This is a genomic window from Ruegeria sp. R14_0, assembly GCF_017743975.1.
Taxonomy (GTDB): Bacteria; Pseudomonadota; Alphaproteobacteria; order Rhodobacterales; family Rhodobacteraceae; genus Ruegeria.
Map to the genome: position 1 here is coordinate 947,820 of NZ_JAGHRC010000001.1, position 24,112 is coordinate 971,931.

Sequence of the window (24,112 nt, forward strand, 5' to 3'; positions counted from 1 at the left end):
AGATGAATATCAGCACCCTGCCCCCTCAGATCACGGTCAACGGCGTTCGCCTGAACGCGACGCCCGGCCAGCGCCCCGTGCGCGTCGACGAGTGCGTTACGATCTGCGAGCTTTTCCAGAAACGCTGCGCTGAACTGGGCGATCGTACGGCCCATCGCGAAAAGGATTTTGGCATCTGGAGGTCCTACTCCTGGACCGACTACTGGAACCATGCCAAATGGATCGGTCTGGCCTTACGAAAATTGGGGCTGGAGCGAGGTGAGGCTGTCTCGATCCTGTCGGAGGACCGCAAGGAATGGGTCTGGTTCGATATGGGCATTCAGGCGGTTGGTGGTATCGCCTCAGGCATCTACACCACAGATTCAGCAAGCCAGTTGAAATACCTGGTCAATGACAGCGGCAGCCGTTTTCTCATCGTCGAGAATGAAGAGCAGTTGGACAAGTTCCTGCAGGTTGAGGACGATGTGCCCGAGCTGCTGAAAGTCATCATTCTGGATGATGAAGGGCTGCATGACCTGAACCATCCCCGCTGCATGATGATTGACGAATTCTACAAACTGGGTCAGCAAGTCGAGACCGAGGACCCTGGCCGGTTCGAAGCCGAGATCGCAATGGCCACGCCGCAGGATACTGCCCTTTTGGTGTATACTTCAGGCACCACCGGCATGCCCAAAGGCGCGATGCTGAGCCATGAAAACATTCTGGCAGCCATCGAATGCGGCGCCCATGCCCTGCCAACGCACAGTGACGACGAACAGCTCTGCTTTTTACCGCTGTGTCACATCCTGGAACGCGACGTTTCAGTCTACTTCCCACTGGCTGCGAAATGCACGGTCAATTTCGCCGAGAGCCCAGAGACGGTGTTTGCCAACCTGCAAGAGGTCTCGCCCTCGACCTTCACCGCTGTGCCGCGCGTGTGGGAGAAGATCTATTCCCAGGTTCAGATCATGGCTCAGGATGCCACGCCTGCTGGCCGGGCTGCTTATGGAATGGCAATCAAAGCCGGGTTGGCGCGCGCCGAATGCATTTTGGAGGGCAAACCTGTACCTGCCGGAGTGGCAGCTCAATACTGGCTGTGGGACCGGCTGGTTCTGCGCAACTTGCGCCGGATGTTGGGCATGGATAAAATGCGCCGTGGCGGATCAGGTGCGGCCCCGATCTCGACCGATTTGCTGAAATGGTACTGGGCCATTGGCGTGCCGTTGATCGAGGGGTTCGGGATGAGCGAAACCTCGGGCCTCGCCACGCTGAACACGATCGAACATAACAAGATAGGAACCGTCGGGCGCAGGGTTCCGGGCAATGACATCCGCATATCGGACGAAGGAGAGATTCAGCTGAAAGGTCTGAACATCTTTCAGGGTTATTGGCGCAACAACGCCAAGACGGCGGAAACGTTCACTGCAGACGGATGGCTGCGCACCGGCGATATCGGGTATATTGATGACGACGGGTATGTCACCATCTCGGGCCGGATGAAGGACATCATCATCACCGCCGGGGGCAAGAACATCACCCCGGCCGAGATTGAGAGCCGATTGAAGTTCAGCCACTACATCTCGGACGCGGTGATCATTGGCGACAAACGCAAATACCTGACGGCGCTGATCATGATAGATCAGGAAAACGTTGAGAAATTCGCGCAGGACCGGAAAATCCCGTTTTCGAACTTTGCCTCGCTGTGCGCTGCTGCTGAGGTCAAAGATCAGATCCAGGCCGAGATCAATGCGGTCAACAAGGACTTTGCCCGCGTCGAACAGGTCAAGGATTTTCGCCTGATAGACGTGCTTTTGACAGCAGATGACGATGAGCTGACAGCGACTATGAAGCTAAAACGCAGCTTTGTGGAAAAGAAACACGGTCATCTGATCGAAGACATGTACAAATAGTAAAAGGGATAACCCAAAGGGAGGACTAAGATGAGGAATGTGATCACGCGGCTGGCAGCTGCCACCGCTTTGACAGCTGCGGCAAGTTTCGCCAGCGCACAGACCCAAGGCGTCACCGATGATGAGGTTGTCATCGGGTCGGTCAATGACCTGAGCGGCATCTTCGCGGCTGTTGGCGTTCCGGCGATCAAAGGGGCCAATGTCTATTTTGACCGCGTCAATGCCGAAGGCGGCGTGCACGGGCGTCAAATTCGCTATGTTGTCGAAGATAACGGATACCAGATGCCGCGCGCGATGCAGGGCTATAACAAGCTGCTGAACCGCGACAAGGTGTTTGCCATGCTGCAATCCCTGGGCACGCCGATGAACCTGGCCGGGTTTAAACTGCTGGATCCAAAGGGCATTCCGAACGTTGCCCCCCTGACCGCCGCGCGGCAAATGCTGCAGGATCCGATGGACAACAAATTCACGTCATTCTCGACCTATTTCGATCAGAGCCGCGTCGGAGTGAAGTATCTGGCCGAGCAGTTTGGCGCGCAGAATGTCTGCACCATGTATCTGCCGACCGATTTTGGCGAAGAAATCCTAGAGGGCAGCAAGGCCGGAGCGGAAGAAGCCGGTATCACCTTTGCCGCTGAGACAACTCACAAACCCGACGAAGCCGATTTCGTGGGCTCGCTCAGCAAGCTCAAGGAAGAAGGCTGCGATATCGTCACAATCGCTTTGGGTGTGCGCCAGGCAATTACCGTGGTCGGAACTGCTAAAAAGATGGGCCTTGAAGACATGAAGTTCCTCGGCACCTCGGCCAGTTTCCTGACCGTGGTCGCACAGGTTCCCGGTGGTGTGACCGATGGCTTTTATGCCGCAGCCTCATGGCAGGATCTGTGGGCTCGGGCCGACGAACCCGCCCCAGCTGCCTTTATCGAAGAGTACAAAGCTGCGACCGGTGAAGACCCGGTTGGCTTTGCCATGCTGGGATATGCCGCTGCGGATATGATGGTCCGGGCGCTTGAGGCCGCAGGCCCTGATCTGACCCAGGAGAGCTTTATCGCCGCGATGGAGACGCTGGATTATCAGGATGACCTCGTCGGCAATCACATGACCTTTGGTCCTGAAGATCACCAGGGCGCTGACTCGGTCTATGTAAATGTTGTCGAAAACGGCGCGTGGAAAATGGTGTACGAGGAGTAATCCTCGTTCCCGCTCCAACGAAAAAGGGCTCGCAGATGCGAGCCCTTTGATTTTGTGCACTCGGCAGCGAATTAACGCTTCGAGAACTGGAACGAACGACGCGCTTTGCGCTTACCGTATTTCTTACGTTCCACAACGCGGCTGTCGCGGGTCAGGAAGCCAGCAGCTTTCAGCGCGCCACGCAAGCTGGGATCGTACAGCTGCAGCGCTTTCGAGATGCCGTGCTTGACCGCACCGGCCTGACCGGTCAGGCCACCGCCTTTTACGGTTGCAACAACGTCGAACTCACCTTCAACGCCGGCAACCTGGAAAGGCTGGCGCAGGATCAGCTGCAGAACGGGACGAGCAAAGTACTTGTCCTGGTCTTTGCCGTTTACGGTGACCTTGCCGGAACCCGGCTTGATCCACACGCGGGCAACAGCGTCTTTACGCTTGCCGGTGGCGTAGGAGCGGCCCAGTTCGTCACGTACGGGTTCACGTACAACGACTTCTTCGGCTACGGTTTCAACGCCTGCGACGGCGCTCAGCTCTTCGAGAGTATTGATCTGATCAGCCATCGGTCATTAGCTCCGGGTGTTTTTCTTGTTCATGGACTTAACGTCCAGAACTTCGGGCGCTTGCGCCTCATGGGGATGCTCGGCACCGGCATAAACGCGCAGGTTGGTCATTTGCTGACGCGCCAGACGGTTGCCCGGCAGCATGCGCTTGACCGCCTGGGTCACGACGCGCTCGGGGTGTGCACCCTCGAGGATCTGCTGCTTGGTGCGCGACTTGATGCCGCCCGGGTGGCCAGTGTGCCAGTAGAAGTTTTCTTCGCGCTTCTTGCCGGTCATCTGGATTTTGTCAGCGTTGATCACGATGACGTTGTCGCCCATGTCCATGTTCGGGGTGAACGACGCTTTATGCTTGCCACGCAGGCGCATGGCGACGATCGAGGCAAGACGACCCAGAACAACGCCCTCGGCGTCGATCAGGATCCATTTCTTGTCGATGTCTGCAGGTGTTGCAGAAAAGGTTTTCATGGCAGGATAGTCCTGTTTGATGTGAAAGACCGCCCCAAGGCGGAGCGGCCCGAATTCGATGGAGCGTATTTAGAGGGCCTTGTCGTGCAGGTCAACAACATCAAACGTATTAAAAGCCATAATAAACAATGTCTTATAAATTAGGTATTATTTTACCCCATCAATCCACCTTCAATTTCCGCAAAAGGTTGCTGCGAGATATACTGCTGGGACCAATGACCAGAAAATAGAAGGGACGCAGAATGGATTGGCAGCAAACCATCGCTGACTATGGGGCGGCCTGGCAAGAGGCAGACCAAACCAAACGTCGTGACCTTCTCAACCGATGTTTTGCCGAAGATGGCAGGTATGTCGATCCAACAGCGGACGTAAGCGGGCTTTCAAACCTGTGCAATCATATTGGGGAGGTCCTGCACAGCTCGGGTGGTCGGGTAGAACTGACCAGCACACCGAACAAGCATCACGATGTCGTGCACTTTACCTGGCACATGGTCGACCCCGACGGCGTCGTTATGGTAGCTGGCCATGATTTCGTTCTGTTGAATGATCAGTGTAAGATTTCGCATCTGGCTGGTTTTTTCGGGGACCCTGCCCCGTTGGTCTAAGACCTCAGACGCTGATCTGTTCCGGCGGATTGTCCAGCAAGCGGCGCAAGCGTTGCATGGCATCTTCGAACCGATCCAGCGACACATGCCCATTCATCGCAATGCGTACCGCATTGGGCGCGCGGCCGTCTCGCAGGGCGAATTCATCGGCTGAACGCAGCTGAATCCCCTCGCGTTCCGCCGCGCGGCTAAAGGCTGCGGCGCGCCAGCCGGACGGCAAATTGAGCCACACAAAGGGTACATCCGGTGCCCAATTCAGATCGAACCCACCCAAGGCGTTGACGGCCACCCGAACGTATTCCCCCATTCTGCTACGGACATCTTTGGCAATTTGCGCCGTGCGAGGGTCGGACAACAGCAACCGGGTCAATTCGGCCAGTGGTTGAGCAAGGCCGAAATACCCATATTCCGCGGACCGCCGCAGATCCACACTGCGTTCGCGCGGGGCAATTGCAAAGCCAACGCGCAAAGCAGGCGTCAGAATTTTCGAGATCGACGAGACGTGCCACCCTCGCTCCGGTGCCAAAGCGCGATAGCTGGGTTCGCGCGCGTCCCCCATACGGTAACAATCGTCTTCGATGATTTGCAGATCATAGCGGCGCGCGACCTCGACAACCTCTTTGCGACGCTCCAGCGGGGTATGGGTTCCTGTCGGATTCTGTACCTCGGGCGAGACACAGACTGCCTGCACCGAGGTCTGTCGCAGAACATGCTCCATCGCTGCCGGATCAATGCCCCACTTGTCCATTTTGACACCGACGACTTCGGCGCGCATCAACTCCCCTGCGCGACGGAAACCGGCGTACGATAGGTCTTCGACCAAAACGACCGGCTTGGGGCCACGCAAAATCGTCTGAAACACTAGGCACAGCCCGTTCTGACCGCCATGGGTCAGCACCACGTCATCATGGGTCACTGGACCCAGCGGGAGGTCCGACAGCCACTCGACCACAGCTTGGCGCATCGGTTGATAAGCGTCGCGGGTCGGATAGTTCATCAGCAATCGGGGATCGGCTTGCGACACTTTCTTCAGGCATTCCCGGATCAAAGCCACCTGCCCCATATCTGGCAGTCGCGGGCTAAACAGGCTGACCTCGGCGCTGTATTTGTCTTCGCGCAGGTGAAGCTGGCGCGCCCAGACGTCATCCAGCAAAGGCGATTTTGGAGGGGCGACAAATGTACCACGTCCGACTTCGGCTTGTAGCAACCCCTCGTCCGTCAGAATCGTATAGGCCCGCGCCACTGTGCCAGGGGTGATTTGTAATCGATACGCCAGTTCGCGGACCGGCGGGAGTTTGGTTCCAACCTCCAGCGCCTTGTTCTCAATCGCTTTTCGTATTGTGTCAGCCACCAGGGAATACTTGGGGCCTTTGGACTTTGGCAGTGCTTCCGGCCAAATTGTATCCATTACAATTCTTCCTTTGCTTTTGACACAATCATGAATGTATCAATCACATGTACCGAACATTTATGCTTTGTGTCAATACAATTTGAAAGGATACCCAAGATGACACGCCATATGCACAACCCCGCCCTCTTGCTGCTGAACGACAGTCCCCGGCTGCCGATGATCGCCGCGCTGGCCGTGCGGTTTGCGGCGACTGTCACTATGTGGGAACGACAGCGCCGCAGCAGGATTAACCTGTCGCAGTTGGACGATCGCTTGTTGAAAGACGTGGGTCTGACCCGTTCGCAGGCCAACCGCGAGGTCAAACGCCATTTCTGGCAGTATTAACCAATCCCCAGTCCCTAACGGGACCTCTTCCTGGGCCGGGTTTTCCCGGCCCTTTTTTATCCAAACGCTGCTGCGGCAGATCCCGCGGGCGGCAATGAATAGGTCATTGTAGCCCGCGCCACAGGTTTATCCGCGCCTTCCGAGAACATCAGAACGTCGCCCACGGCAAGTGTCTTGCCAAGTTTCAACAACGTGCACCGCGCGATCATATCGGCCCGACCGTCAGGTTTGCGCATAAAATCCATCGAACAACCGGTTGTGACGGCCAGCGACTGCCGTCCTTTCAGCGCAAGGATCAATGCATAGACGCTGACATCGGCAAGGCTGAACATGGACGGTCCAGATACCGTACCCCCCGGCCGCAAGTGCCTGTCCTCAACTTTGAGCCGCACGGTGATCGAACTGTCGTCCACCTCTTCGATGGCAAAGTCACGCTCGACCTGCGGAAAAACATGGGCCAAATACTCTGACAGTTGTTCACGGTTCAAAACCAACGACATACTTCCCCTCCTCGACTTGCCGCCCTAGAGTTGGCCCGACATCAGATCGGAGAGCAAGATGGGAATTCTGGAACGTAACGACACGGGCGGCGTCGCACGGCTGAAAATGAACGCGCCTGAGCGCCTGAATGCCCTGAGTGACGAGATGCTGGCCGCCCTTCAGGCCGAGTTCGACGCCCTGAGTAACGACAGCAGTGTCCGCGCGGTGATCCTGTCCGGTGAAGGCAAGGCGTTTTGCGCTGGCCACGACCTGAAACAGATGACCGCCGGCCGCCAAAGCGAGGATGGCGGCAAGGCCTATTTTCAGGATCTCTTTGCCAGATGCGCCAAGATGATGTTGTCGATCCAGTCCCTGCCCCAACCGGTGATTGCCCAGGTCCACGGCATCGCCACGGCCGCTGGGTGCCAGATGGTGGCCACCTGCGATCTGGCCGTAGCGGCCGAGGGCACGCGGTTTGGCGTGAACGGCGTCAATATCGGGCTGTTTTGTTCCACCCCTATGGTGGCGCTCAGCCGCAATATCCCCCGCAAACAGGCGTTCGAGATGTTGACGACCGGCGCATTCATCCCGGCGGACCGCGCGGCTGAACTGGGGCTGATCAATCGTGTGGTGCCTGAGATGCAGTTGGAACATGAAACCAACGCTTTGGCTGAGCAGCTTGCAGACAAGCTTGGATCAGCCGTGAAAGTCGGAAAAGAGGCCTTCTACAAGCAGCTCGAAATGCCCATCGAACAGGCCTATGCCTATACCGGAGAGGTAATGGCACAGAATATGATGCATCGGGATACCGAAGAAGGGATTTCCGCATTTATCGAAAAAAGACCACCAAATTGGGAACAATAAGGGGACTGTTAGGCGAAATTTTCGCCACTGTTCGCATTTTTGTACTTTTCAAAAGGGCAACACTGTGGCAATGCTGAGACAAGGCTTAGGCCCCAGATACGCTTTTGGGTCGCTGTAAGCGGAAGGTCCCTCCAAGCTGGTTTCTCTCACCGGCGTTGACATTCCCGCTGCGGCGACCCCAAGTACCCCCTTAAATCACTAGGTTTTTTTGACCGCGCGCAGGCCATGTTGCGTTGTGCGTTGCTCTGCCCTATGTGGCACCCCATGACACAGAAATTGCATATCGTGGGCGGCGGCATGGCCGGGTCCGAAGCAGCCTGGCAGGCGGCGGAAATGGGCGTGGACGTGGTGATTCACGAAATGCGACCCAAAGTAGGCACTTTTGCGCACCAAACCGGTAACCTGGCCGAGATGGTGTGTTCGAACTCGTTCCGGTCGGATGACGATGAACAGAACGCGGTTGGTCTGCTGCATTGGGAAATGCGCGCGGCCAATGGGCTGATCATGACTACCGCAGATGCGCATCGCTTGCCCGCCGGAGGTGCGCTGGCCGTGGATCGCGATCCTTTTGCCGAGGCGGTCACCGCGAAATTGCTGGCGCATCCTCGTGTTGAGGTCACAGGCGACGAGGTCACTGCCCTGCCCGAGGACGGCCACTGGATCATTTCGACCGGTCCGCTGACCTCGTCTGCATTGGGCGAATCGATCCGTGCGGAAACCGGCGCCGAGGCTCTGGCCTTTTTCGATGCGATTGCCCCGATCGTCTATGCCGACAGCATCGACATGAGCAAAGCCTGGATGCAGTCGCGCTATGACAAGGGCGAGACCGAGGAAGAGCGCACAGCCTATCTGAACTGCCCGATGGATCGCGATCAGTACGAGGCGTTCATCGACGCCCTGCTGGCGGCGGACAAAACCGAATTCCACGAAGGCGAAACCGCCGGGTACTTTGATGGGTGCCTGCCCATTGAGGTCATGGCGGAACGCGGCCGCGAAACACTGCGCCACGGGCCGATGAAACCGGTCGGCCTGACCAATCCACACCAGCCGGATGTAAAACCTCATGCGGTGGTGCAGTTGCGGCGCGACAATGCCCTGGGCACCTTGTTCAACATTGTCGGCTTTCAGACCAAGATGAAGTACGGCGCGCAGACCGAAGTGTTTCGGATGATCCCGGGTTTGGAAAACGCCAGCTTTGCCCGTCTGGGCGGGATTCATCGGAATACCTTCATCAATTCGCCTACATTGCTTGATGCACAGATGCGCTTGAAAACAAAGCCGAACATCCGCTTTGCTGGTCAAATCACCGGTGTCGAGGGCTATGTCGAGAGCGCTGCCATGGGGTTGCTGGCCGGTCGCTTGGCGGCGGCGGAAATCCTGGGCCGTCCCCTGCCTGAAATCCCTCAGGACAGCGCCATGGGCGCCTTGATCCACCACATCACTGGCGGGGCCGAGGCCAAGACGTTCCAGCCAATGAACGTGAATTTCGGCCTGTTCCGTCCCGTAGATGGCCTAAAAGGCGGTCGCCGGGGTCGCAAGGACCGCTATAAGGCTTATACCGACCGGGCCAAGGCAGAATGGACCGACTGGCTGGCGCATTGCTGACTGGACGCGTTGTGCCCAACCGGCCTAACATGTCGGCATGAGCGACAAATACCTAAAAGATACGTACGATCTTGAAACACCCGAGGACACCCGGGCGCATTATCAAAAATGGGCTTCGTCTTACGATGCCGAGGTCGGATCAAACGGTTATGCCACACCTGGCCGGGTTGCCGAGGCTCTTTGGTCCAAGATGTCCGAACCTCAGACACCGGTTCTAGATTATGGCTGTGGCACCGGTCTTTCGGGCAAAGCGCTAAGTAACGTTGGGTTTCAGGTGATTGATGGCGTTGATCCCTCGCCCAAAATGCTTGAAGGGGCCGAAGCGAAGGGTGTCTACCGGCGTTTGACGACGTTTGAGATTACAGACCCAAACCCGCTAGAGCAGGATGCGTACAAAGCGATTACGGCAATTGGCGTCATCGGCACAGGCGCCGCGCCGCCAGAGACATTCGATATGCTGATGAAAGCCCTTCCGAAAGGTGGATTGCTGGCCTTCTCGTTCAACGACCACACGCTTGATGATCCGACGTTCACCACCCGCCTCAGCGATTGGCTGGACATGGGAGCCGCTCGACTGCTCTTTCGAGAATACGGACCGCATCTGCCGGGAATGGACCTGAAGTCCGACGTATATGTTGTTGAGAAAACGTGACATTTATCACTCGGTTTGCCCCATCTCCTACGGGGCCGCTTCACCTTGGTCATGCCTATTCTGCACTACTCGCCAGTGACTTGGCGGCTGCGGCCGGCGGTCAGTTCTTGTTGCGGATCGAGGACATTGACCGTTCGCGCTGTCGCACGCATTGGGAAGATCAGATCTATGACGATCTGAGTTGGCTTGGTTTGCGCTGGCCGGTCCCGGTGATGCGTCAGTCTGAACGTTTGCCAGCCTATGAAGACGTGCTGAGAGAACTCTGGTCGCGCGGCTTGCTATACCCCTGCACCTGCAACCGCCGGGACATTGCCGCCGCTGCCGGAGCGCCACAGGAAGGCGTGCCCCTGCATGGACCTGATGGACTCATCTATCCCGGTACCTGTCGGCATAGATCCCAGCGGTCCGGCCCCATGCCAACCGATACACCCCTGCGTCTGGACATCGCAAAGGCGGCCGGTGCGTCGGGTTTGTTTAACGCTACCCCAGAAGTCATTCACAAAAATAGTGTTTTCATTGAATTTGGAACGGGCCCCAACGGTGAAACCGGGCAAATCGCGTTCAATGCACAAGAGCTGACGGACACCATTGGGGACGTGGTCCTGTCCCGTCGAGACATGGGGACGTCCTATCATCTGTCCGTAGTGCTGGACGACGCAGCTCAGGGCGTTACGCATGTGGTGCGTGGGCAGGATTTGTTTGAGGCCACGCGTATACATGTGTTGTTGCAAGCACTGCTTGGCCTGCCGACACCCGTTTATCACCATCACATGCTGATACGAGACGACGCGGGAAAACGCCTGGCCAAACGGGACGACGCCCGAGCCATCGCAAAATACCGAACCGAAGGCGCAACGACAGAACAGATCAGGGCCACTGTCGGGCTGTAATTGACCTATTCCATCGGCTTCATCAGCTCAACTTCGCTACCGTCGCGCACAGCCGTATAGAAACAGGTCCGCCGGTTCGTGTGACAGGCCGCCCCGGTCTGTCGCACCAGAACCAACAGGCAATCGCGGTCGCAATCCACGCGGAAATCGACCAACTCCTGGACATGGCCCGAGGTCTCGCCCTTGATCCAGAACGACTGACGCGAACGCGACCAATAGGTCACTCGGCGCGTTTCCAGTGTTTTTTCAACTGCTTCGGCATTCATCCAGGCCATCATCAGAACTTCGCCTGAGGCTTCATCCTGCGCGATGGCCGGGATCAGACCGGCCTCATTGTACTTCAGGCTTGATGGATCAAATGTGATGGTCTCGGACATTATAAAAACCTTTTGCATCCCGGTGCGTGGCCACTATGTATGGGGAACACGCAACGAGGGAAAGCCATGTCCGGCGAGAACGACCTGATCAAGCTGTATTCCGGGCGCATTTTGGCCCTTGCCGCAGATATTCCGCATCTGGAGCGGCTTGAGAATCCCGATGCGACCGTCAAAAAACGCTCGCCGCTGTGTGGTTCAACCGTAACGGTGGACGTCAAGGTTGAGAATGGTCACGTGTCCGGATTCGGTCAGGATGTCAAAGCGTGCGCCTTGGGTCAGGCCTCGGCCTCGGTTGTTGGGTCCGCTGTAATCGGTGCCACGCGGGCACAGATTGAAACCGCTCGGGATCAGCTGTCGGATATGCTGAAAAAAAACGGCCCGGCCCCGGACGCGCCATTTGACGGGTTGGAAGTGCTGATGCCCGCGCGCGAGTACAAGAACCGTCATGCCTCGATCCTACTGGCGTTGGACGCGACCGCAGAGGCGGTTGAGCAAGCCGAACAGGCCAATTGCGCCTGAGCATGGTAATTCAACGCAAACCAATCTAACCTCCGCGCAGCATTGGGGAGTTTTTTGGTTTGAACAGTTTACTGGAACATTTCGTCACCCTTTGGGTGGTCATTGACCCGATTGGCACCATCCCCGTTTTCATCGCCGTCACCGCCGGGCTAGGCGCTGCCGCACGGCGCAAAACGGCCTTGTTGGCCGCAATCATCAGTGCTGGCGTTTTGTTGTTCTTCCTTGTCTTCGGACAATTGCTGATCGAGGCCCTGGATATCGGGTTGAACTCATTCCAGGTGGCGGGTGGGATTATTCTGTTCCTGTTCGCGCTGACCATGATTTTTGGTGAAAGCAAGCAAGAGATCGAGCAACGCGCTGCTGAGGATGATCAAGAAGACAAATTCCATCAACACAACCCTGCAATTTTCCCGCTGGCGGTGCCTTCTTTGGCGTCACCGGGTGCGATGCTGGCAGTGGTAATTCTGACCGACAACAACCGCTACAGCGCGGCCGATCAAGGCATTACCGCATTGGTCATGCTGTCGGTTGTGGCTGTCGCCTTTGTCTTGATGCTGCTGGCCGAGCCTATCATTCGTCTGATCGGCCACTCGGGCGCTGCGATTATCAGCCGGATTATGGGCATGATCTTGGCTTCGGTCGCAGTAAATTCGGTTCTGTCTGCGATGTTGGAAATCTTCAAGACCGGGCAGTTATAAAAAAACCGCCGCACCTTCCGGGCGGAAAGGGCGGCGGCAGGCTATGCGTGTCTCGTGTGGGATCCGGTTTTCCGCGCAGGGCCGAGGCATGGCCCTTTCAAGGGAATTGGGACAGGCAGGTCACCCTTGACTGAAATGGGGACGACAGCACGGTGTTTTCGGCACGAGATCGCAGGCAGAAAGGGTCAGAACGTTCCGGGTAGGTGAAGGGCAACGACCAAAATAACCACCAGGGACACCGCGCCCGCCGCATCCTGCAAAAGCGTGGACTGCGAACGGCTAATGGCGGTTTTGATCTGGGTCAGCATGGTCTCACCTCCGGTCGGGTTTTAATCCTTTGTTGACCTTTTGTTCTCATATTTTGCCGAGTCGGTAAAGAACTTTTTGAGAACATTTGTGAACTTATGGGAACGCTTTCGCTAACCTACTGAAATTAAACGGATAGCCTGATCCTGTTTCATCAACCACAACAGAATACGCACCGCCTGTCCCCGGTCCGAGGTTAGTTTTGGGTCCTTGCTCAACAGGTTGCGCGCGTCGGACTGAGCGACAGCCATCAATCCGGCCTGCCGCTCCAAATCCGCAATGCGGAACTTTGGCAACCCGGACTGGGCGGTTCCAATCAGGTCGCCCGCGCCGCGCATCTGCAGGTCCGTCTCGGAAATTCTGAACCCGTCCTCGGTCTCGCGCAGAACCTCAAGACGTTTTCGTCCACCCTCGCTGAGTGGTGGTTGATACATCAGCAGGCAAGTCGAGTCCGCCTCTCCGCGCCCAACCCGCCCACGCAACTGGTGCAGCTGGGCCAGACCGAATATCTCGGCCCGTTCGATCACCATGATCGAGGCATTGGGTACGTTCACCCCCACCTCAATTACGGTCGTAGCGACCAGAACTTTTGTGCGACCATCCTGAAACGCGGCCATGGCTGCATCTTTGTCAGCGGCGGGCATCTGGCCATGAACAAGCCCGACCATACCTTCGCCCAAAACTGCGCGCAGACGTTTGAAACGTTCTTCGGCGGCGGTCAGGTCCGAAACCTCGGATTCGTCGACCAGAGGACACACCCAATAGCACTGCCGGCCGTCATCGATCGCTTTCCTTAAATGCGCGACGACCTCCTCCATCCGGTCCGTGCTGATGATGGCCGTCTTGATCGGCTTCCGACCTGGCGGTTTTTCATCCAGAACCGAGACGTCCATGTCCCCGTATTGCGCCAAGGCCAAACTGCGCGGGATTGGCGTGGCCGTCATCACCAGAACATCGGCGCCCTGCCCTTTTTCCGACAACTCCATCCGCTGTCGCACCCCGAAGCGGTGTTGTTCGTCAACAATGGCCAACCGCAGGGCCTGAAACTCAACATCGCTTTGGAACACCGCATGGGTGCCAACCAGAATTTGAATGTCGCCCTGTTTCAGTGCGGCCAGCTTGGCGCGTCGTTCGGAACCTTTGTCGCGGCCCGTCAGGATCTCCAGCACCACGCCAGCCTCTTCTGCCAGCGGGCGCAGACCCTCGAGGTGCTGCCGTGCCAGGATCTCGGTCGGAGCCATCATCACGCCCTGACCACCCGCCTCAACCGCGACAAGAAGCGCCATGAAGGCCACCAAAGTTTTCCCTGCGCCAACATCACCTTGTAGCAGGCGGTTCATCCGCGCGTCCGACCCCATATCCGCAGTGATTTCTTTGATCGCCCGCATCTGAGCGTCCGTCGGTTTGTATGGAAGACTGTCCAGAACTTTGGACTGCAGCGCCCCAGACCCAACACTCACAATCCCACGCGCCTTACGCTCGCGCTGACGCGCAAGGGCCAGTGTCACCTGATGGGCAAAAAGCTCATCATATGCCAGCCGTTCGCGGGCTGGCGCATGGGCCGCCACATCATCTGCGCCTTGCGGATTGTGGGCCGAAGATACGGCCGTTGCCCAATCTGCCCAACCTTGCTGTGCAACCTGCGCTGGATCAATCCATTCCGCCAGCTTCGGTGCCCGAGCCAGCGCACTGCGGGCAGCCTTATACGCGGTCTTTTGGGTGATGCCTTGCGTAAGGTGATAGACTGGCTCGAACTCTGGTATGTCGCCCGCGCTGTCCACCGGCAGCATGTGATCAGGGTGAACCATCTGCGCCATGCCATCGAACAGCTCCAGCTTGCCCGAGATCACCCGGCGGCTGCCCTCTGGCAGAACCTTTTTCAGGTAATCACCGCGCGCGTGAAAAAAGACCAACTGGAAATCGGACTGCGAGTCTTCGACATGAACACGATAGGCTCCGCCCCGATTGCGTGAGGGCCGATGCGTGCCAACTGTGACTTCAACGGTCAACGTTGTGGGAAGGTCGACCCCCTTGATCGTATCGCGCCGTCGGCGGTCGACGACCGCATAAGGTAAGCCAAACAGCACATCGCGCGGCGTCTCGATCCCCGCCTGCACCATGGTTTGCGCGGTTTTGGGACCCACGCCCTCAAGCGTTTCCAGCCCTGCGAATAGCGGAAACAGCGTTTCGGGACGGCCACTCATGCGGTGCCGATCAGATGCAGCCATTCGTCCTCATCCAGCGTTTCGATACCAAGCTCAGCTGCCTTCTTGGCTTTCGATCCTGCACCCGGACCCGCGATCAGCAGATCGGTCTTTTTACTGACCGAGCCCGAGACCTTAGCCCCAAGTGCCTCGGCCCGGGCTTTGGCCTCGGCCCGGGTCATCTTTTCCAGCGTGCCAGTGAAGACAACCGTTTTGCCCGCAACGGGGCTGCCCGAAGTGTCGGGGCGTTTTGCATCCTGAACGTCCAGCTGCGCGACCAGAGCATCTATGCTGGCGCGTTCGGCTTGCTGTGCAAAGGCGGACACCAGCGCGCGGGCCATAACCTCACCAACACCGTCGATCGCCAGCAGATCGTCCCATTCGGGGCCTTCGAAATCGGCGGCGGCGCTAATCGAACGTTCAAAACCCGCCCAGGTGCCATAATGGTTCGCGATCAGGTTGGACGCAGCCTCACCCACATGGCGAATACCGAGGGCAAACAACAAGCGACCAAAGGGAATCTGACGCTTTTCATCAATCGCAGCCCAGAGGTTCCCGGCACTTTGCGCGCCCCAACCCTTACGGTTGGCCAACTTGTTGAGGTTTGCCGCATCGCGGGTTTGCAAAGTGAATATGTCGACGGGCGTTCTGACCGGCAGGTCGGGGTCGTCGTAGAACATTTCGATCTGTTTCGCGCCCAGACCTTCGATGTCGAAGGCTTTCCGAGAAACAAAATGTTTCAGTTTTTCAACAGCCTGCGCCGGGCAAATGATGCCGCCGGTACAGCGTCGAACAGCATCGCCTTCCTCACGGACTGCATCGCTGCCGCATTCAGGGCAGGACATGGGAAAGACATAAGGTTCGGCACCTTCCGGGCGTTTTGATATGTCGACATCCGCTACTTTGGGGATGACGTCACCGGCGCGGTAGACTTGCACCCAATCGCCAACCCGGATGTCTTTGCCATCGCGGATCGTGCCACCCTTGGCGTCGCGACCGGCAATATAGTCCTCATTGTGCAGCGTCGCATTGGACACCACGACCCCGCCAACGGTGACCGGATGCAACCGTGCGACCGGGCTGAGTGCACCAGTTCGACCAACCTGGATATCGATCGCTTCAAGCCGCGTCCAAGCCAGCTCTGCCGGAAACTTATGAGCAATCGCCCAGCGTGGCGTCGTGGACCGGAAACCTAAGCGGGCCTGCAACGACAGATCGTTCACCTTGTAGACCACGCCGTCGATATCATAGCCCAACGTCGCGCGTTGCGCTTCGATGCTGCGGTAGTGATCAAGCATCTGCTCGGTCGTTTCACACAATGCAGTCAGAGGGTTGGTCGAGAAACCAAATCCAGCCAATCGTTCGATGGCCCCCATTTGTGTCTCGGACAACGGCTCTGACAGTTCGCCCCAGGCATAGGCAAAAAAGCGCAACGGTCTGGATCGTGTGATGTTTGAATCAAGCTGTCGCAACGACCCTGCAGCCGCATTGCGCGGGTTGGCGAAGGGTTTCTCGCCTTGTTCCGCCTGCCGAGCGTTGAGCTTTTCGAAATCATCGTGAGACATATAAACTTCGCCGCGCACTTCCAGAATATCCGGAGCGTCGTCGATGCTGTGCGGTATATCAGCAATGGTGAAGGCGTTTGCAGTGACGTTCTCACCGACCTCTCCGTCGCCGCGCGTCGCTGCCTGCACCAATTTGCCCTGTTCGTATCGCAAGGACAGGGATAGACCATCTATTTTCGGTTCGGCCGTGAAGGACAGCGCGGTTGCGTCATCCAGCCCCAGATACTTTCGGATCGAGCGATCGAAATCTGCAACGTCTTCATCATCGAACGCATTGCCCAGCGACATCATGCGTACTGCGTGCTCGACTTTCGAAAAGCCTTCCGCAGGGCGGGCACCCACCTGATCCGAGGGGCTGTCGGGTCGTTTCAACTGAGGGAAACGCGCTTCGATATCCGCGTTGCGCCGTTTTAGCGCGTCATACTCTGCATCGGAAATGTCAGGGGCATCTTCTGCATGATACAGCGTGTTTGCACGCGCAATCAGTCCGGCCAGCCGCTCAAGTTCTGCGCGTGCCTGTTCTTCTGTCAGCTCGGTTATTGAAATTGAATCGCTCATGCCCTCGCCCTGTCACGTCGTATTTGATCCCAGTGATAGGGCGAGGGCATGGCTAGGTCCAGCCGTGCTGTTCAGTGAGTGAGGGGGCCGCCCTGGACCGGTGGCGACCAAAGTTCACGAAAGGTCAGGCGCCAACCGCGATCCGGCGGTCATCCACGCTGTTGCTTTGGGGATCGCGCAGAACGTACCCCCTGCCCCAGACCGTTTCGATATAGTTTTCACCGCCTGTTGCGTTGCTGAGTTTCTTGCGCAGCTTGCAGATGAACACATCGATAATCTTTAGCTCAGGTTCATCCATGCCGCCGTAGAGGTGGTTCAGGAACATTTCTTTGGTCAGAGTGGTCCCTTTGCGCAGGCTCAGCAGTTCGAGCATCTGGTATTCCTTACCGGTCAGATGCACGGCCTTGCCTTCAACTTCGACGGTCTTGGCATCGAGATTAACAGCCACACGGCCGGTATGAATGACCGACTGCGAATGCCCCTTGGACCGTCGGATAATCGCGTGAATGCGGGCGACCAGTTCTTCGCGGTGGAAGGGCTTGGTCATGTAGTCGTCGGCACCAAAGCCGAAGCCCTTGATCTTGCTTTCGGTATCATCAGCGCCAGACAGGATCAGAATGGGCGTTTCAACCCGCGCGATGCGAAGCTGTCGAAGAACTTCGTGCCCGTTCATGTCCGGCAGGTTCAGGTCCAGCAGGATCAGATCGTAATCGTACAGCTTGGCAAGATCGATGCCTTCTTCGCCCAAGTCTGTGGCATAAACATTCAGATTGGCGTGTGTCAGCATCAATTCGATGCTTTTGGACGTGGTAGGATCATCCTCGACAAGAAGTATACGCATTTACTGCTCCAATTTAGTCAACTTACCAATTTCAAAATGAGCCTGATCAAAAATGGTTAATCTGACGTTACCGTTGAATCATTTATTCACATTCATCTTTAAGTTGTCGATATTTTTTTAGAGCCGTGACCTTCAAAGCGTCTGTTCCGTGTTCAGCCACTGCAGAAACCCAGGAATTGAACTCTTCATCGCTGAGGCCGTACCGTTTTTTGGCATCTGATAGCGAAATCAGACCGTAAAGAACGCCGCGTACCACTATGATCTTGCGAGAAGCGACCCATCTGGTCGTCTCGGCCGGTGGCAGATCAGCGCGCGATAAAACCGTTCCATCAGGCAGGGTTACAGACCTTGGCCCTTCGACTTTGTGCAAAAACATCTCTCGCCCCTTTTTCAACTGCGACAAAGCTGCCAACAGCCTACTTAATGCCGCGTGAAACCGCCCCTTGAGAGTGTGTAGAATTTTCCTATATTCTGCCGGTCTTTCTTAACCCGCACTGGAATCGTCATGGCCCTCGATACCGAGACACCGCTGAACTCGCTTGGCTTTGCCAAACCCCCGTCGGAAACACGGGTGGTTGTTGCCATGTCCGGTGGCGTGGACAGCTCCGTTGTCGCCGCATACCTGGCCGATCAGGGCTATGACGTGGTTGGCGTGACGCTGCAGCTGTACGACCACGGCGCGGCTCTGGCCAAGAAAGGTGCCTGTTGCGCGGGGATCGATATTCACGATGCACGGCGTGTGGCCGAAGAGCGCGGCTTTCCGCACTACGTTCTGGACTACGAGAACATTTTCAAGGACGCCGTGATCGATGAGTTCGCAGACAGCTATCTGGCCGGTGCGACGCCCGTCCCTTGCATCCGCTGCAACGAACGAGTGAAGTTCAAGGACTTACTGGAAACCGCCAAAGATCTTGAGGCCGACTGCATGGCGACCGGCCACTATATCCAACGCAAGATGGGCGCCAATGGACCCGAGCTGCACAGCGCCGAGGATGCGAACCGGGATCAGTCGTACTTCCTGTTTTCGACCACGCCCGAGCAGCTGGACTTTCTGCGCTTTCCGCTGGGCCACCTGCCTTCGAAAGACGCAACCCGAGAGATGGCCGCGCAATATGGCCTGTCGGTGGCCGACAAACCCGACAGCCAGGACATCTGTTTCGTGCCCAATGGCAACTATGCCAGCGTGATCGAGAAACTGCGCCCCGGCGCGGCCGAGCCGGGTGAGATCGTTCATGCCGACGGTCGCGTACTGGCCCAGCACAACGGCGTGATCCACTACACCATTGGACAGCGCCGCGGTCTGGGGATCGGCGGACTGACCGAGCCGCTATACGTCGTGAAACTGGACGTGGACAAAAAACAGGTTGTCGTCGGCCCGAAAGAGATGCTGGCGACACGCACTGTTCCTGTGCGTGAGATCAACTGGCTGGGAGACGAACCCTTCACATCCCGTGATGAATGGCACCTGTCGGTCAAAGTCCGGTCCACGCGCCCTCCGCGTGAGGCCATCGTTCGTCCCCTGTCGGACACCACCGCCGAGGTCGAGCTATTGACGCCGGAAGAAGGCATCTCACCCGGTCAGGCCTGCGTGTTCTACGCCAACGAAGGCAGCCGGATCTTTGGCGGCGGCTGGATCTGGCGCGGGTACTAAACCTTGGGGATCACAAAACGTCTGTCGGGCTGTTCACAAGGATGTACAGGCCGACGGCAACCATGATGTAAGGGGCGATCCTGTCTAGTCTTGCGAAACGCGGCCCCAGCACCTGCGCACGCGGCGCACCCCAGCTGGCGATTAGGATCAACGCTGTTAGGGCACAACCCGCCCCAACAAGGGCCGTCACGCGAAACGCCGGCGCCGAATCTGCAAATAGTGGCGTCATTGCCGCCAGCGTGTCCATCGAAAGACTTAGAAACAGCGCGATGACTGAAGGCGTCGCCCCCGAATTGGGAGGTCGACGCACGTCCGAGCCCCTGGCTTGTTGCCAAATACCGTACAGTCCAAGGGACAGCGGTATGATCCCAAGATACCCAACCCAATCCAGAAACCTGCTTTGATCCAGTCCAGTGGCAATAATCAGCGCCACGCCCAGGATGATGGTCTGCGCCACGGCAAACCCGACTACCGCGCGGCGGGTCTGGATCACCATGATCAGGCCAAAGAGGACGACCAGATTGTCCAGATTGGTCGAGACGGTCACAATCGCAGCTGAGATGGCGAACAGGATATGTTCAAGCATGATGATCGGGCAGTCTGTTCAAAACCGCTCGGGCGGCGCGCAAACCCGGTGCTTCACCGCCGCGGCCCAGGCGATCCATCGTCAGGTCCATCGCGTTCTGCTGCGTAGCAGGGTTGGTGGCCACGTCTGACAACGCCGCGGCAATCTTGACCGGTTCGCAATCGTCCAACAGACATTCCGGCACAGCGCGCGTGTCCGAGACCAGATTGACCAGTGTCACGGTGTCCAGATTGACCATTCGCTTGGCAATCAATGTGGTCAGCCAGTTCAGGTTATACGCAATCACCATTGGGGTCGCCTGCGCCGCCAGCTCTAGCGAGACTGTGCCGGATGCGGCCAACGCCAGATCTGCCGCGGCAAACGCCGCCCGCTTTTGCACCTGAGCCTGATCCGAAGGCAAGTTGCGTGGATCTACTACAACTGGCGATCCGGGCCAATCGCGGACATGTTCGGTCACCGCATCAACCATATGAGCGACAGCCGGGACCACGACACGAGCATTCGGGCGGCTTTCCAGATACAAGCGCAGCGCCTCACCAAAAACCGGGGCCAACCGGTCGACCTCACCCCGGCGCGAGCCTGGCAGGGCCAGAACGAGGGGTGCTTGCCCCAAGCCATGCGCCTCGCGGAACGCCTGAATGTCTTGATGGGTGGCGACCGGTTCGCCCACGACCGGGTGGCCGACAAAGTCGCATTCCATGCCCGCGCGCTCCATATAGGGCGGCTCGAACGGTAGCAGGGCCAGCACATGGTCGATGACCTTGGCCATCTTGTCCGCGCGCCCCGGCCGCCAGGCCCAAACGCTGGGGGCAACGTAGTGCACGGTCCGAATGCTGCTCTGTGCTTTGACCAGCTTTGCGACACGCAGCGAAAAATCGGGGCTGTCTATGGTAATCAACACATCCGGTTTGGTGTCCAGAACGGCCTGTGCAGTCTCGGCAATCCGCCGTTTGAGGTGAAAGAACTTGGGCAGGACTTCGACCAGCCCCATGACCGAAAGCTCGGACATGGGAAATAGGCTGTCCAAGCCTTGCGCTTCCATCAAAGGGCCGCCGACGCCGTGGAATTCCACCTCAGGCGCAAGTGTACGCAGCCCTTCCATCAACGCTCCGCCCAGCCGGTCCCCAGAAGGTTCACCGGCAACGACGAAAACCCGCATCAGTTCGTCCGCTCGCGCACGTACAGGAACAGGCCCAGCCGGTCACATTCCGCAATCACGCGATCTTTCTCAAGAACAAGAACACCGCCCTTTTCGATCACGATCCCCGACAAACCAGCCGCAACCGCGCCTGAAACAGTCTCTGGCCCAATTGCCGGAAGATCAGCGCGGCGGTCCTGATCCGGTTTGGGCGCTTTGAACAACACGCCACCACCGGCGTCGGGACGCTGCGTTAGTGATTGCAACATCCAAGCAGTGCCAAAGATGCTTTCGATGGCCAATGCCTGCCGTTTTGAGACCACACAGGCCTGCCCGACATCCGCAGCCCCCATCGCACGCACGATGCCTGAGGCACGGTCTGCATCGGCAAGATCTGCTTCGGACGGTTGCGCCTGGGTCAGGCATCCAATTTGGGGCAAAAGGTTGGGCGCGATTTCATGCGCGGCCTTCACCTCAAGACCTGCATCTTCGAAAATACCGATCACCGCGCGCAGGGCAGCGTCGTCGCCCGACATAATGGCTTGTTGCAGGATCGGGACCAAGGGCATCGTCGCCGCATCAATCCGCGTGGGATCAATTGGAGGACGACCGACGGCACCGGCCATGCAAACCTGGGTCACGCCGCGGGCCTTGATCTCGGTGATAAAGCTGCCGACCTGCTCTAACGGAAACTCGATATCCGGCGTCAGAGTATCGGGGCGAAAGCCTTCCATTGCGCAGATAACCGGGTGTTCGCCCAATTGCGCGACGACCTCACCCGGCAAAACGCCCGTTCCCGCAATCAGCGCCAACATGAGTTACTTCCCCGGTGTCAGGAAAGACCGGTCCGAGTGGCCGGTCACGAAATCGACGATACGTTGAACGTATTCGCTTTCGTTGTCGATCCCGACCCGATGCGCCCGTTCCATGAATGTGCCGTCGCCCTTGGACAATTCGCGGAAAGCTGCGCGCAACGCGGCAATGTCTTCGCGCGATACGCCGCGGCGTTTAAGGCCAACCAGATTCAGGCCGTCCAACTCACCCCGTGGGGCCTGAACCAGACCGTATGGAATGACATCATTCGGCACCATAGTCAGCGCGCCAATGATTGCGCCACGACCGACCCGCACCCACTGGTGCAGGCCAGAGATACCGCCGACGATGACATCATCCTCGATAATGCAGTGACCTGCGGCGCCGGCATGGTTCACCATGATCACACGATTGCCGATCTGAACGTCATGGGCCACGTGGACGCCTGCCATGAACAGGCAGTCATCGCCAATCCGGGTCACCCCACCGCCGCCGTCGGTTCCGGTGTTGATCGTGACATGCTCGCGGATCCGGTTGCGCTTGCCGATCTCGAGGCTCGTATTCTCGCCGCCGAACTTCAAGTCCTGCGGTATCTCGCCAATAACCGAAAAGTTGAAGATCACCGTATCCTCACCAACCGAGGTATCGCCGGTGACAACAACATGCGACTTCAGCTCGACCCGGTCGCCCAGTTTGACCTGGCTGCCGACAAAACAGAATGGGCCGATGACACAGCCCTCGCCGATCTGCGCGCCGTCTTCGATGATTGCACTTGGGTGGATGCCGCTCATGTTGTCTTTTCCATGTCCCAATCAACATAGGCGGAAAATTCGGCTTCGGCTGCAACCTCGCCTTCGACCGTCGCGCGGCCTGCGAATTTGAAGATTTTGCCGCCCTTCTTACCGCGCACGGTTTCGACATGCATTTCCAGCACATCGCCCGGGATCACTTTGCGGCGGAATTTGCATTTGTCGATGTTCATGAAATAGATCAGCAGCTCGCTGTCGATCACATCCATGCCCACACCCAGCATCACGCCGGCAGTCTGTGCCATGGCCTCGACAATGGTTACACCGGGCATGATCGGTGTACCAGGAAAGTGGCCTTGGAAATGCGGCTCGTTCATGGTGACGTTTTTGATGCCGACCGCCGATTGATAGCCCGAGATGTCGACCACCTTGTCCACCAGCAGAAACGGATAGCGGTGCGGCAAGATCCGCTGAATCAGCTGAATGTCTGCGCTTTTGGTTTCCGTGGTCATTTTGCAGTCGTCCCGTTATGGATTTCTCTTTGTGGCGTGGTTAGCAACACAGCGCCCCAAGGGCAAGCGAACCTATTCGCGGCCTTGGTTCTCAAGTTGGCTGCCGTCGCCAATCAGCTCGTTGATCCGTGCAATTGCTGCATCGGTCACGTCCGTTCGATCCGAGCTGAGAAACACGTTGGATCGTTCAATCACGATGGATGCCCCGGATTCGCGCAACAGCTCTATCAGGATAGGTTGTGCGAGCTCGAAAAAGGTCTGCCGCGCCTCTTCGCTTTGGCGTGCCAGAGCGTCCAGCTTGGCGCGCTGGCCCTCGCGATGAGACTGAACTTTGTTGTCAAAGGCCTCGGCCAAGGGGCGGAACTCTTCCGGTTCCAGTTCGGCGCGCTTTTCGGTCAGGTCTTTTTCTTCCTTGCTGAGTTCGGCAACAATGCGTTCGTTTTCCTGGGCCAGCAAGGCGCTTTCGGATTCGACCTGACGCAAAACGCGTTGGCCAAATTGCGACTCGGTGAACAGACGGTCGCTTGACAAGGTCAGCACCTCGGCCTGAGGCACGCCCAATTGTTGGGCCTGCAGAGCCGAGCCGCCGATCAAAGCCAACAAAATGCACAGGGCCCGCGAAGGGCCCTGCACAATCGAGTAAATTGAGTTCAACATCCGGG

The 24,112-nt window shown here is 57.7% G+C and carries 27 protein-coding genes; 11 read left to right on the plus strand and 16 right to left on the minus strand.

Going from position 1 to position 24,112, the window contains the following annotated elements; genetic code table 11:
- The first annotated feature begins 2 nt into the window (after positions 1-2).
- Together J7416_RS04650 and J7416_RS04655 are read left to right on the plus strand one after the other, a co-directional pair.
- Positions 3-1,889, plus strand: a complete 1,887-nt coding sequence (locus J7416_RS04650) for a long-chain fatty acid--CoA ligase (RefSeq protein WP_209223506.1) — start codon at positions 3-5, stop codon at positions 1,887-1,889.
- A 30-nt stretch (positions 1,890-1,919) separates the two neighbouring features.
- Entirely contained in the window at positions 1,920-3,080 is a 1,161-nt protein-coding gene (locus J7416_RS04655; protein ID WP_209223508.1) for an ABC transporter substrate-binding protein, read from the plus strand.
- A 71-nt stretch (positions 3,081-3,151) separates the two neighbouring features.
- Here the strand turns inward: J7416_RS04655 and rpsI are convergent, their stop codons facing one another.
- Both rpsI and rplM read right to left on the minus strand, forming a co-directional pair.
- The gene (rpsI, locus tag J7416_RS04660) at positions 3,152-3,637 is read right to left on the minus strand and encodes a 30S ribosomal protein S9 (protein ID WP_209223510.1); all 486 of its coding nucleotides are present in this window, start codon (positions 3,635-3,637) and stop codon (positions 3,152-3,154) included.
- 6 nt (positions 3,638-3,643) lie between these two features.
- Positions 3,644-4,102 (minus strand): 50S ribosomal protein L13, encoded by a 459-nt coding sequence (rplM, locus tag J7416_RS04665; protein WP_039536983.1) that lies wholly within the window; start codon positions 4,100-4,102, stop codon positions 3,644-3,646.
- A 242-nt stretch (positions 4,103-4,344) separates the two neighbouring features.
- Here rplM and J7416_RS04670 point away from each other — a divergent pair, with 242 nt between their 5' ends.
- Positions 4,345-4,707, plus strand: coding sequence for a hypothetical protein (locus J7416_RS04670; protein WP_209223512.1), 363 nt, complete (start codon positions 4,345-4,347; stop codon positions 4,705-4,707).
- A 4-nt stretch (positions 4,708-4,711) separates the two neighbouring features.
- On the opposite strand, the gene J7416_RS04675 is transcribed toward J7416_RS04670, so the two are convergent.
- Positions 4,712-6,115, minus strand: coding sequence for a PLP-dependent aminotransferase family protein (locus J7416_RS04675; RefSeq protein ID WP_209223514.1), 1,404 nt, complete (start codon positions 6,113-6,115; stop codon positions 4,712-4,714).
- A 99-nt stretch (positions 6,116-6,214) separates the two neighbouring features.
- Here J7416_RS04675 and J7416_RS04680 point away from each other — a divergent pair, with 99 nt between their 5' ends.
- Positions 6,215-6,442 carry a DUF1127 domain-containing protein gene (locus tag J7416_RS04680; protein WP_209223516.1) on the plus strand — a complete coding sequence of 76 codons (228 nt, stop codon included), beginning with the start codon at positions 6,215-6,217 and terminating at the stop codon, positions 6,440-6,442.
- Positions 6,443-6,498: 56 nt separating this feature from the next.
- Here the strand turns inward: J7416_RS04680 and J7416_RS04685 are convergent, their stop codons facing one another.
- Positions 6,499-6,942, minus strand: a complete 444-nt coding sequence (locus J7416_RS04685; protein ID WP_209223518.1) for a PaaI family thioesterase — start codon at positions 6,940-6,942, stop codon at positions 6,499-6,501.
- Positions 6,943-7,000: 58 nt separating this feature from the next.
- On the opposite strand from J7416_RS04685, the gene J7416_RS04690 reads away from it, so the two are divergent.
- The 4 genes from J7416_RS04690 to gluQRS all read left to right on the plus strand — a co-directional run bounded on the left by J7416_RS04690 (position 7,001) and on the right by gluQRS (position 10,933).
- Complete coding sequence (locus J7416_RS04690; protein ID WP_209223520.1) at positions 7,001-7,786, plus strand: enoyl-CoA hydratase; 786 nt, start codon at positions 7,001-7,003, stop codon at positions 7,784-7,786.
- Positions 7,787-8,050: 264 nt separating this feature from the next.
- A complete protein-coding gene (trmFO, locus tag J7416_RS04695; RefSeq protein WP_209223522.1) occupies positions 8,051-9,391 on the plus strand; it encodes a methylenetetrahydrofolate--tRNA-(uracil(54)-C(5))-methyltransferase (FADH(2)-oxidizing) TrmFO in 1,341 nt (446 codons plus the stop codon).
- Between the two features lie 37 nt (positions 9,392-9,428).
- Complete coding sequence (locus J7416_RS04700; RefSeq protein ID WP_209223524.1) at positions 9,429-10,043, plus strand: methyltransferase domain-containing protein; 615 nt, start codon at positions 9,429-9,431, stop codon at positions 10,041-10,043.
- Positions 10,040-10,933, plus strand: a complete 894-nt coding sequence (gene gluQRS, locus J7416_RS04705) for a tRNA glutamyl-Q(34) synthetase GluQRS (protein WP_209223526.1) — start codon at positions 10,040-10,042, stop codon at positions 10,931-10,933. Before J7416_RS04700 ends, gluQRS begins: the two co-directional genes overlap by 4 nt.
- 5 nt (positions 10,934-10,938) lie before the next feature.
- On the opposite strand, the gene hisI is transcribed toward gluQRS, so the two are convergent.
- Positions 10,939-11,328 (minus strand): phosphoribosyl-AMP cyclohydrolase, encoded by a 390-nt coding sequence (gene hisI / locus J7416_RS04710; RefSeq protein ID WP_209223528.1) that lies wholly within the window; start codon positions 11,326-11,328, stop codon positions 10,939-10,941.
- Positions 11,329-11,376: 48 nt separating this feature from the next.
- Between hisI and J7416_RS04715 the strand changes: the two genes are divergently transcribed.
- Positions 11,377-11,829, plus strand: a complete 453-nt coding sequence (locus J7416_RS04715; protein ID WP_209223530.1) for an iron-sulfur cluster assembly scaffold protein — start codon at positions 11,377-11,379, stop codon at positions 11,827-11,829.
- A 59-nt stretch (positions 11,830-11,888) separates the two neighbouring features.
- Positions 11,889-12,527 (plus strand): MarC family protein, encoded by a 639-nt coding sequence (locus J7416_RS04720; protein WP_209223532.1) that lies wholly within the window; start codon positions 11,889-11,891, stop codon positions 12,525-12,527.
- A gap of 185 nt (positions 12,528-12,712) precedes the next feature.
- Here J7416_RS04720 and J7416_RS22760 read toward each other — a convergent pair whose 3' ends face one another.
- From J7416_RS22760 to J7416_RS04740, 5 genes are all read right to left on the minus strand, one after another.
- Entirely contained in the window at positions 12,713-12,835 is a 123-nt protein-coding gene (locus J7416_RS22760; protein WP_280636808.1) for a hypothetical protein, read from the minus strand.
- A 111-nt stretch (positions 12,836-12,946) separates the two neighbouring features.
- Positions 12,947-15,037: an ATP-dependent DNA helicase RecG gene (gene recG, locus J7416_RS04725; protein WP_209223824.1), complete on the minus strand. Its 2,091-nt coding sequence runs from the start codon at positions 15,035-15,037 to the stop codon at positions 12,947-12,949.
- Positions 15,034-17,160, minus strand: coding sequence for an NAD-dependent DNA ligase LigA (gene ligA, locus J7416_RS04730; RefSeq protein ID WP_209223534.1), 2,127 nt, complete (start codon positions 17,158-17,160; stop codon positions 15,034-15,036). The genes recG and ligA overlap by 4 nt, the downstream gene beginning before the upstream one ends.
- Before the next feature lie 124 nt (positions 17,161-17,284).
- On the minus strand, positions 17,285-18,001 hold the full coding sequence (locus J7416_RS04735) for a response regulator transcription factor CtrA (protein ID WP_209223536.1): 717 nt from the start codon (positions 17,999-18,001) through the stop codon (positions 17,285-17,287).
- 82 nt (positions 18,002-18,083) lie between these two features.
- Positions 18,084-18,377 (minus strand): DUF1153 domain-containing protein, encoded by a 294-nt coding sequence (locus tag J7416_RS04740; protein WP_209223537.1) that lies wholly within the window; start codon positions 18,375-18,377, stop codon positions 18,084-18,086.
- Positions 18,378-18,506: 129 nt separating this feature from the next.
- Here J7416_RS04740 and mnmA point away from each other — a divergent pair, with 129 nt between their 5' ends.
- Positions 18,507-19,652, plus strand: coding sequence for a tRNA 2-thiouridine(34) synthase MnmA (gene mnmA / locus J7416_RS04745; RefSeq protein ID WP_170463764.1), 1,146 nt, complete (start codon positions 18,507-18,509; stop codon positions 19,650-19,652).
- Between the two features lie 10 nt (positions 19,653-19,662).
- Here the strand turns inward: mnmA and J7416_RS04750 are convergent, their stop codons facing one another.
- From J7416_RS04750 to J7416_RS04775, 6 genes are all read right to left on the minus strand, one after another.
- Positions 19,663-20,238: a hypothetical protein gene (locus tag J7416_RS04750; RefSeq protein WP_209223539.1), complete on the minus strand. Its 576-nt coding sequence runs from the start codon at positions 20,236-20,238 to the stop codon at positions 19,663-19,665.
- Entirely contained in the window at positions 20,231-21,397 is a 1,167-nt protein-coding gene (lpxB, locus tag J7416_RS04755; RefSeq protein ID WP_209223541.1) for a lipid-A-disaccharide synthase, read from the minus strand. Before lpxB ends, J7416_RS04750 begins: the two co-directional genes overlap by 8 nt.
- On the minus strand, positions 21,397-22,191 hold the full coding sequence (gene lpxI, locus J7416_RS04760) for a UDP-2,3-diacylglucosamine diphosphatase LpxI (protein ID WP_209223543.1): 795 nt from the start codon (positions 22,189-22,191) through the stop codon (positions 21,397-21,399). The genes lpxB and lpxI overlap by 1 nt, the downstream gene beginning before the upstream one ends.
- Positions 22,192-22,194: 3 nt before the next feature.
- Positions 22,195-22,980: an acyl-ACP--UDP-N-acetylglucosamine O-acyltransferase gene (gene lpxA / locus J7416_RS04765; protein ID WP_170425008.1), complete on the minus strand. Its 786-nt coding sequence runs from the start codon at positions 22,978-22,980 to the stop codon at positions 22,195-22,197.
- A complete protein-coding gene (gene fabZ, locus J7416_RS04770; RefSeq protein ID WP_170425011.1) occupies positions 22,977-23,450 on the minus strand; it encodes a 3-hydroxyacyl-ACP dehydratase FabZ in 474 nt (157 codons plus the stop codon). Before fabZ ends, lpxA begins: the two co-directional genes overlap by 4 nt.
- 72 nt (positions 23,451-23,522) lie before the next feature.
- Complete coding sequence (locus tag J7416_RS04775; protein WP_209223545.1) at positions 23,523-24,107, minus strand: OmpH family outer membrane protein; 585 nt, start codon at positions 24,105-24,107, stop codon at positions 23,523-23,525.
- Between the last annotated feature and the right edge of the window lie 5 nt (positions 24,108-24,112).

Coding starts and splice junctions, on each gene's coding strand:
- J7416_RS04685 (WP_209223518.1), bottom strand. CDS start 6,942: ATGTCGTTGGTTTTGAACCGTGAACAACTGTCAGAGTATTTGGCCCAT.
- fabZ (WP_170425011.1), bottom strand. CDS start 23,450: ATGACCACGGAAACCAAAAGCGCAGACATTCAGCTGATTCAGCGGATC.
- recG (WP_209223824.1), bottom strand. CDS start 15,037: ATGAGTGGCCGTCCCGAAACGCTGTTTCCGCTATTCGCAGGGCTGGAA.
- J7416_RS04670 (WP_209223512.1), top strand. CDS start 4,345: ATGGATTGGCAGCAAACCATCGCTGACTATGGGGCGGCCTGGCAAGAG.
- J7416_RS04700 (WP_209223524.1), top strand. CDS start 9,429: ATGAGCGACAAATACCTAAAAGATACGTACGATCTTGAAACACCCGAG.
- J7416_RS22760 (WP_280636808.1), bottom strand. CDS start 12,835: ATGCTGACCCAGATCAAAACCGCCATTAGCCGTTCGCAGTCCACGCTT.
- mnmA (WP_170463764.1), top strand. CDS start 18,507: ATGGCCCTCGATACCGAGACACCGCTGAACTCGCTTGGCTTTGCCAAA.
- hisI (WP_209223528.1), bottom strand. CDS start 11,328: ATGCAAAAGGTTTTTATAATGTCCGAGACCATCACATTTGATCCATCA.
- trmFO (WP_209223522.1), top strand. CDS start 8,051: ATGACACAGAAATTGCATATCGTGGGCGGCGGCATGGCCGGGTCCGAA.
- rplM (WP_039536983.1), bottom strand. CDS start 4,102: ATGAAAACCTTTTCTGCAACACCTGCAGACATCGACAAGAAATGGATC.
- J7416_RS04750 (WP_209223539.1), bottom strand. CDS start 20,238: ATGCTTGAACATATCCTGTTCGCCATCTCAGCTGCGATTGTGACCGTC.
- lpxB (WP_209223541.1), bottom strand. CDS start 21,397: ATGCGGGTTTTCGTCGTTGCCGGTGAACCTTCTGGGGACCGGCTGGGC.
- J7416_RS04740 (WP_209223537.1), bottom strand. CDS start 18,377: ATGTTTTTGCACAAAGTCGAAGGGCCAAGGTCTGTAACCCTGCCTGAT.
- lpxA (WP_170425008.1), bottom strand. CDS start 22,980: ATGAGCGGCATCCACCCAAGTGCAATCATCGAAGACGGCGCGCAGATC.
- J7416_RS04675 (WP_209223514.1), bottom strand. CDS start 6,115: ATGGATACAATTTGGCCGGAAGCACTGCCAAAGTCCAAAGGCCCCAAG.
- J7416_RS04680 (WP_209223516.1), top strand. CDS start 6,215: ATGACACGCCATATGCACAACCCCGCCCTCTTGCTGCTGAACGACAGT.
- J7416_RS04735 (WP_209223536.1), bottom strand. CDS start 18,001: ATGCGTATACTTCTTGTCGAGGATGATCCTACCACGTCCAAAAGCATC.
- ligA (WP_209223534.1), bottom strand. CDS start 17,160: ATGAGCGATTCAATTTCAATAACCGAGCTGACAGAAGAACAGGCACGC.
- J7416_RS04655 (WP_209223508.1), top strand. CDS start 1,920: ATGAGGAATGTGATCACGCGGCTGGCAGCTGCCACCGCTTTGACAGCT.
- lpxI (WP_209223543.1), bottom strand. CDS start 22,191: ATGTTGGCGCTGATTGCGGGAACGGGCGTTTTGCCGGGTGAGGTCGTC.
- J7416_RS04650 (WP_209223506.1), top strand. CDS start 3: ATGAATATCAGCACCCTGCCCCCTCAGATCACGGTCAACGGCGTTCGC.
- rpsI (WP_209223510.1), bottom strand. CDS start 3,637: ATGGCTGATCAGATCAATACTCTCGAAGAGCTGAGCGCCGTCGCAGGC.
- J7416_RS04715 (WP_209223530.1), top strand. CDS start 11,377: ATGTCCGGCGAGAACGACCTGATCAAGCTGTATTCCGGGCGCATTTTG.
- J7416_RS04775 (WP_209223545.1), bottom strand. CDS start 24,107: ATGTTGAACTCAATTTACTCGATTGTGCAGGGCCCTTCGCGGGCCCTG.
- J7416_RS04690 (WP_209223520.1), top strand. CDS start 7,001: ATGGGAATTCTGGAACGTAACGACACGGGCGGCGTCGCACGGCTGAAA.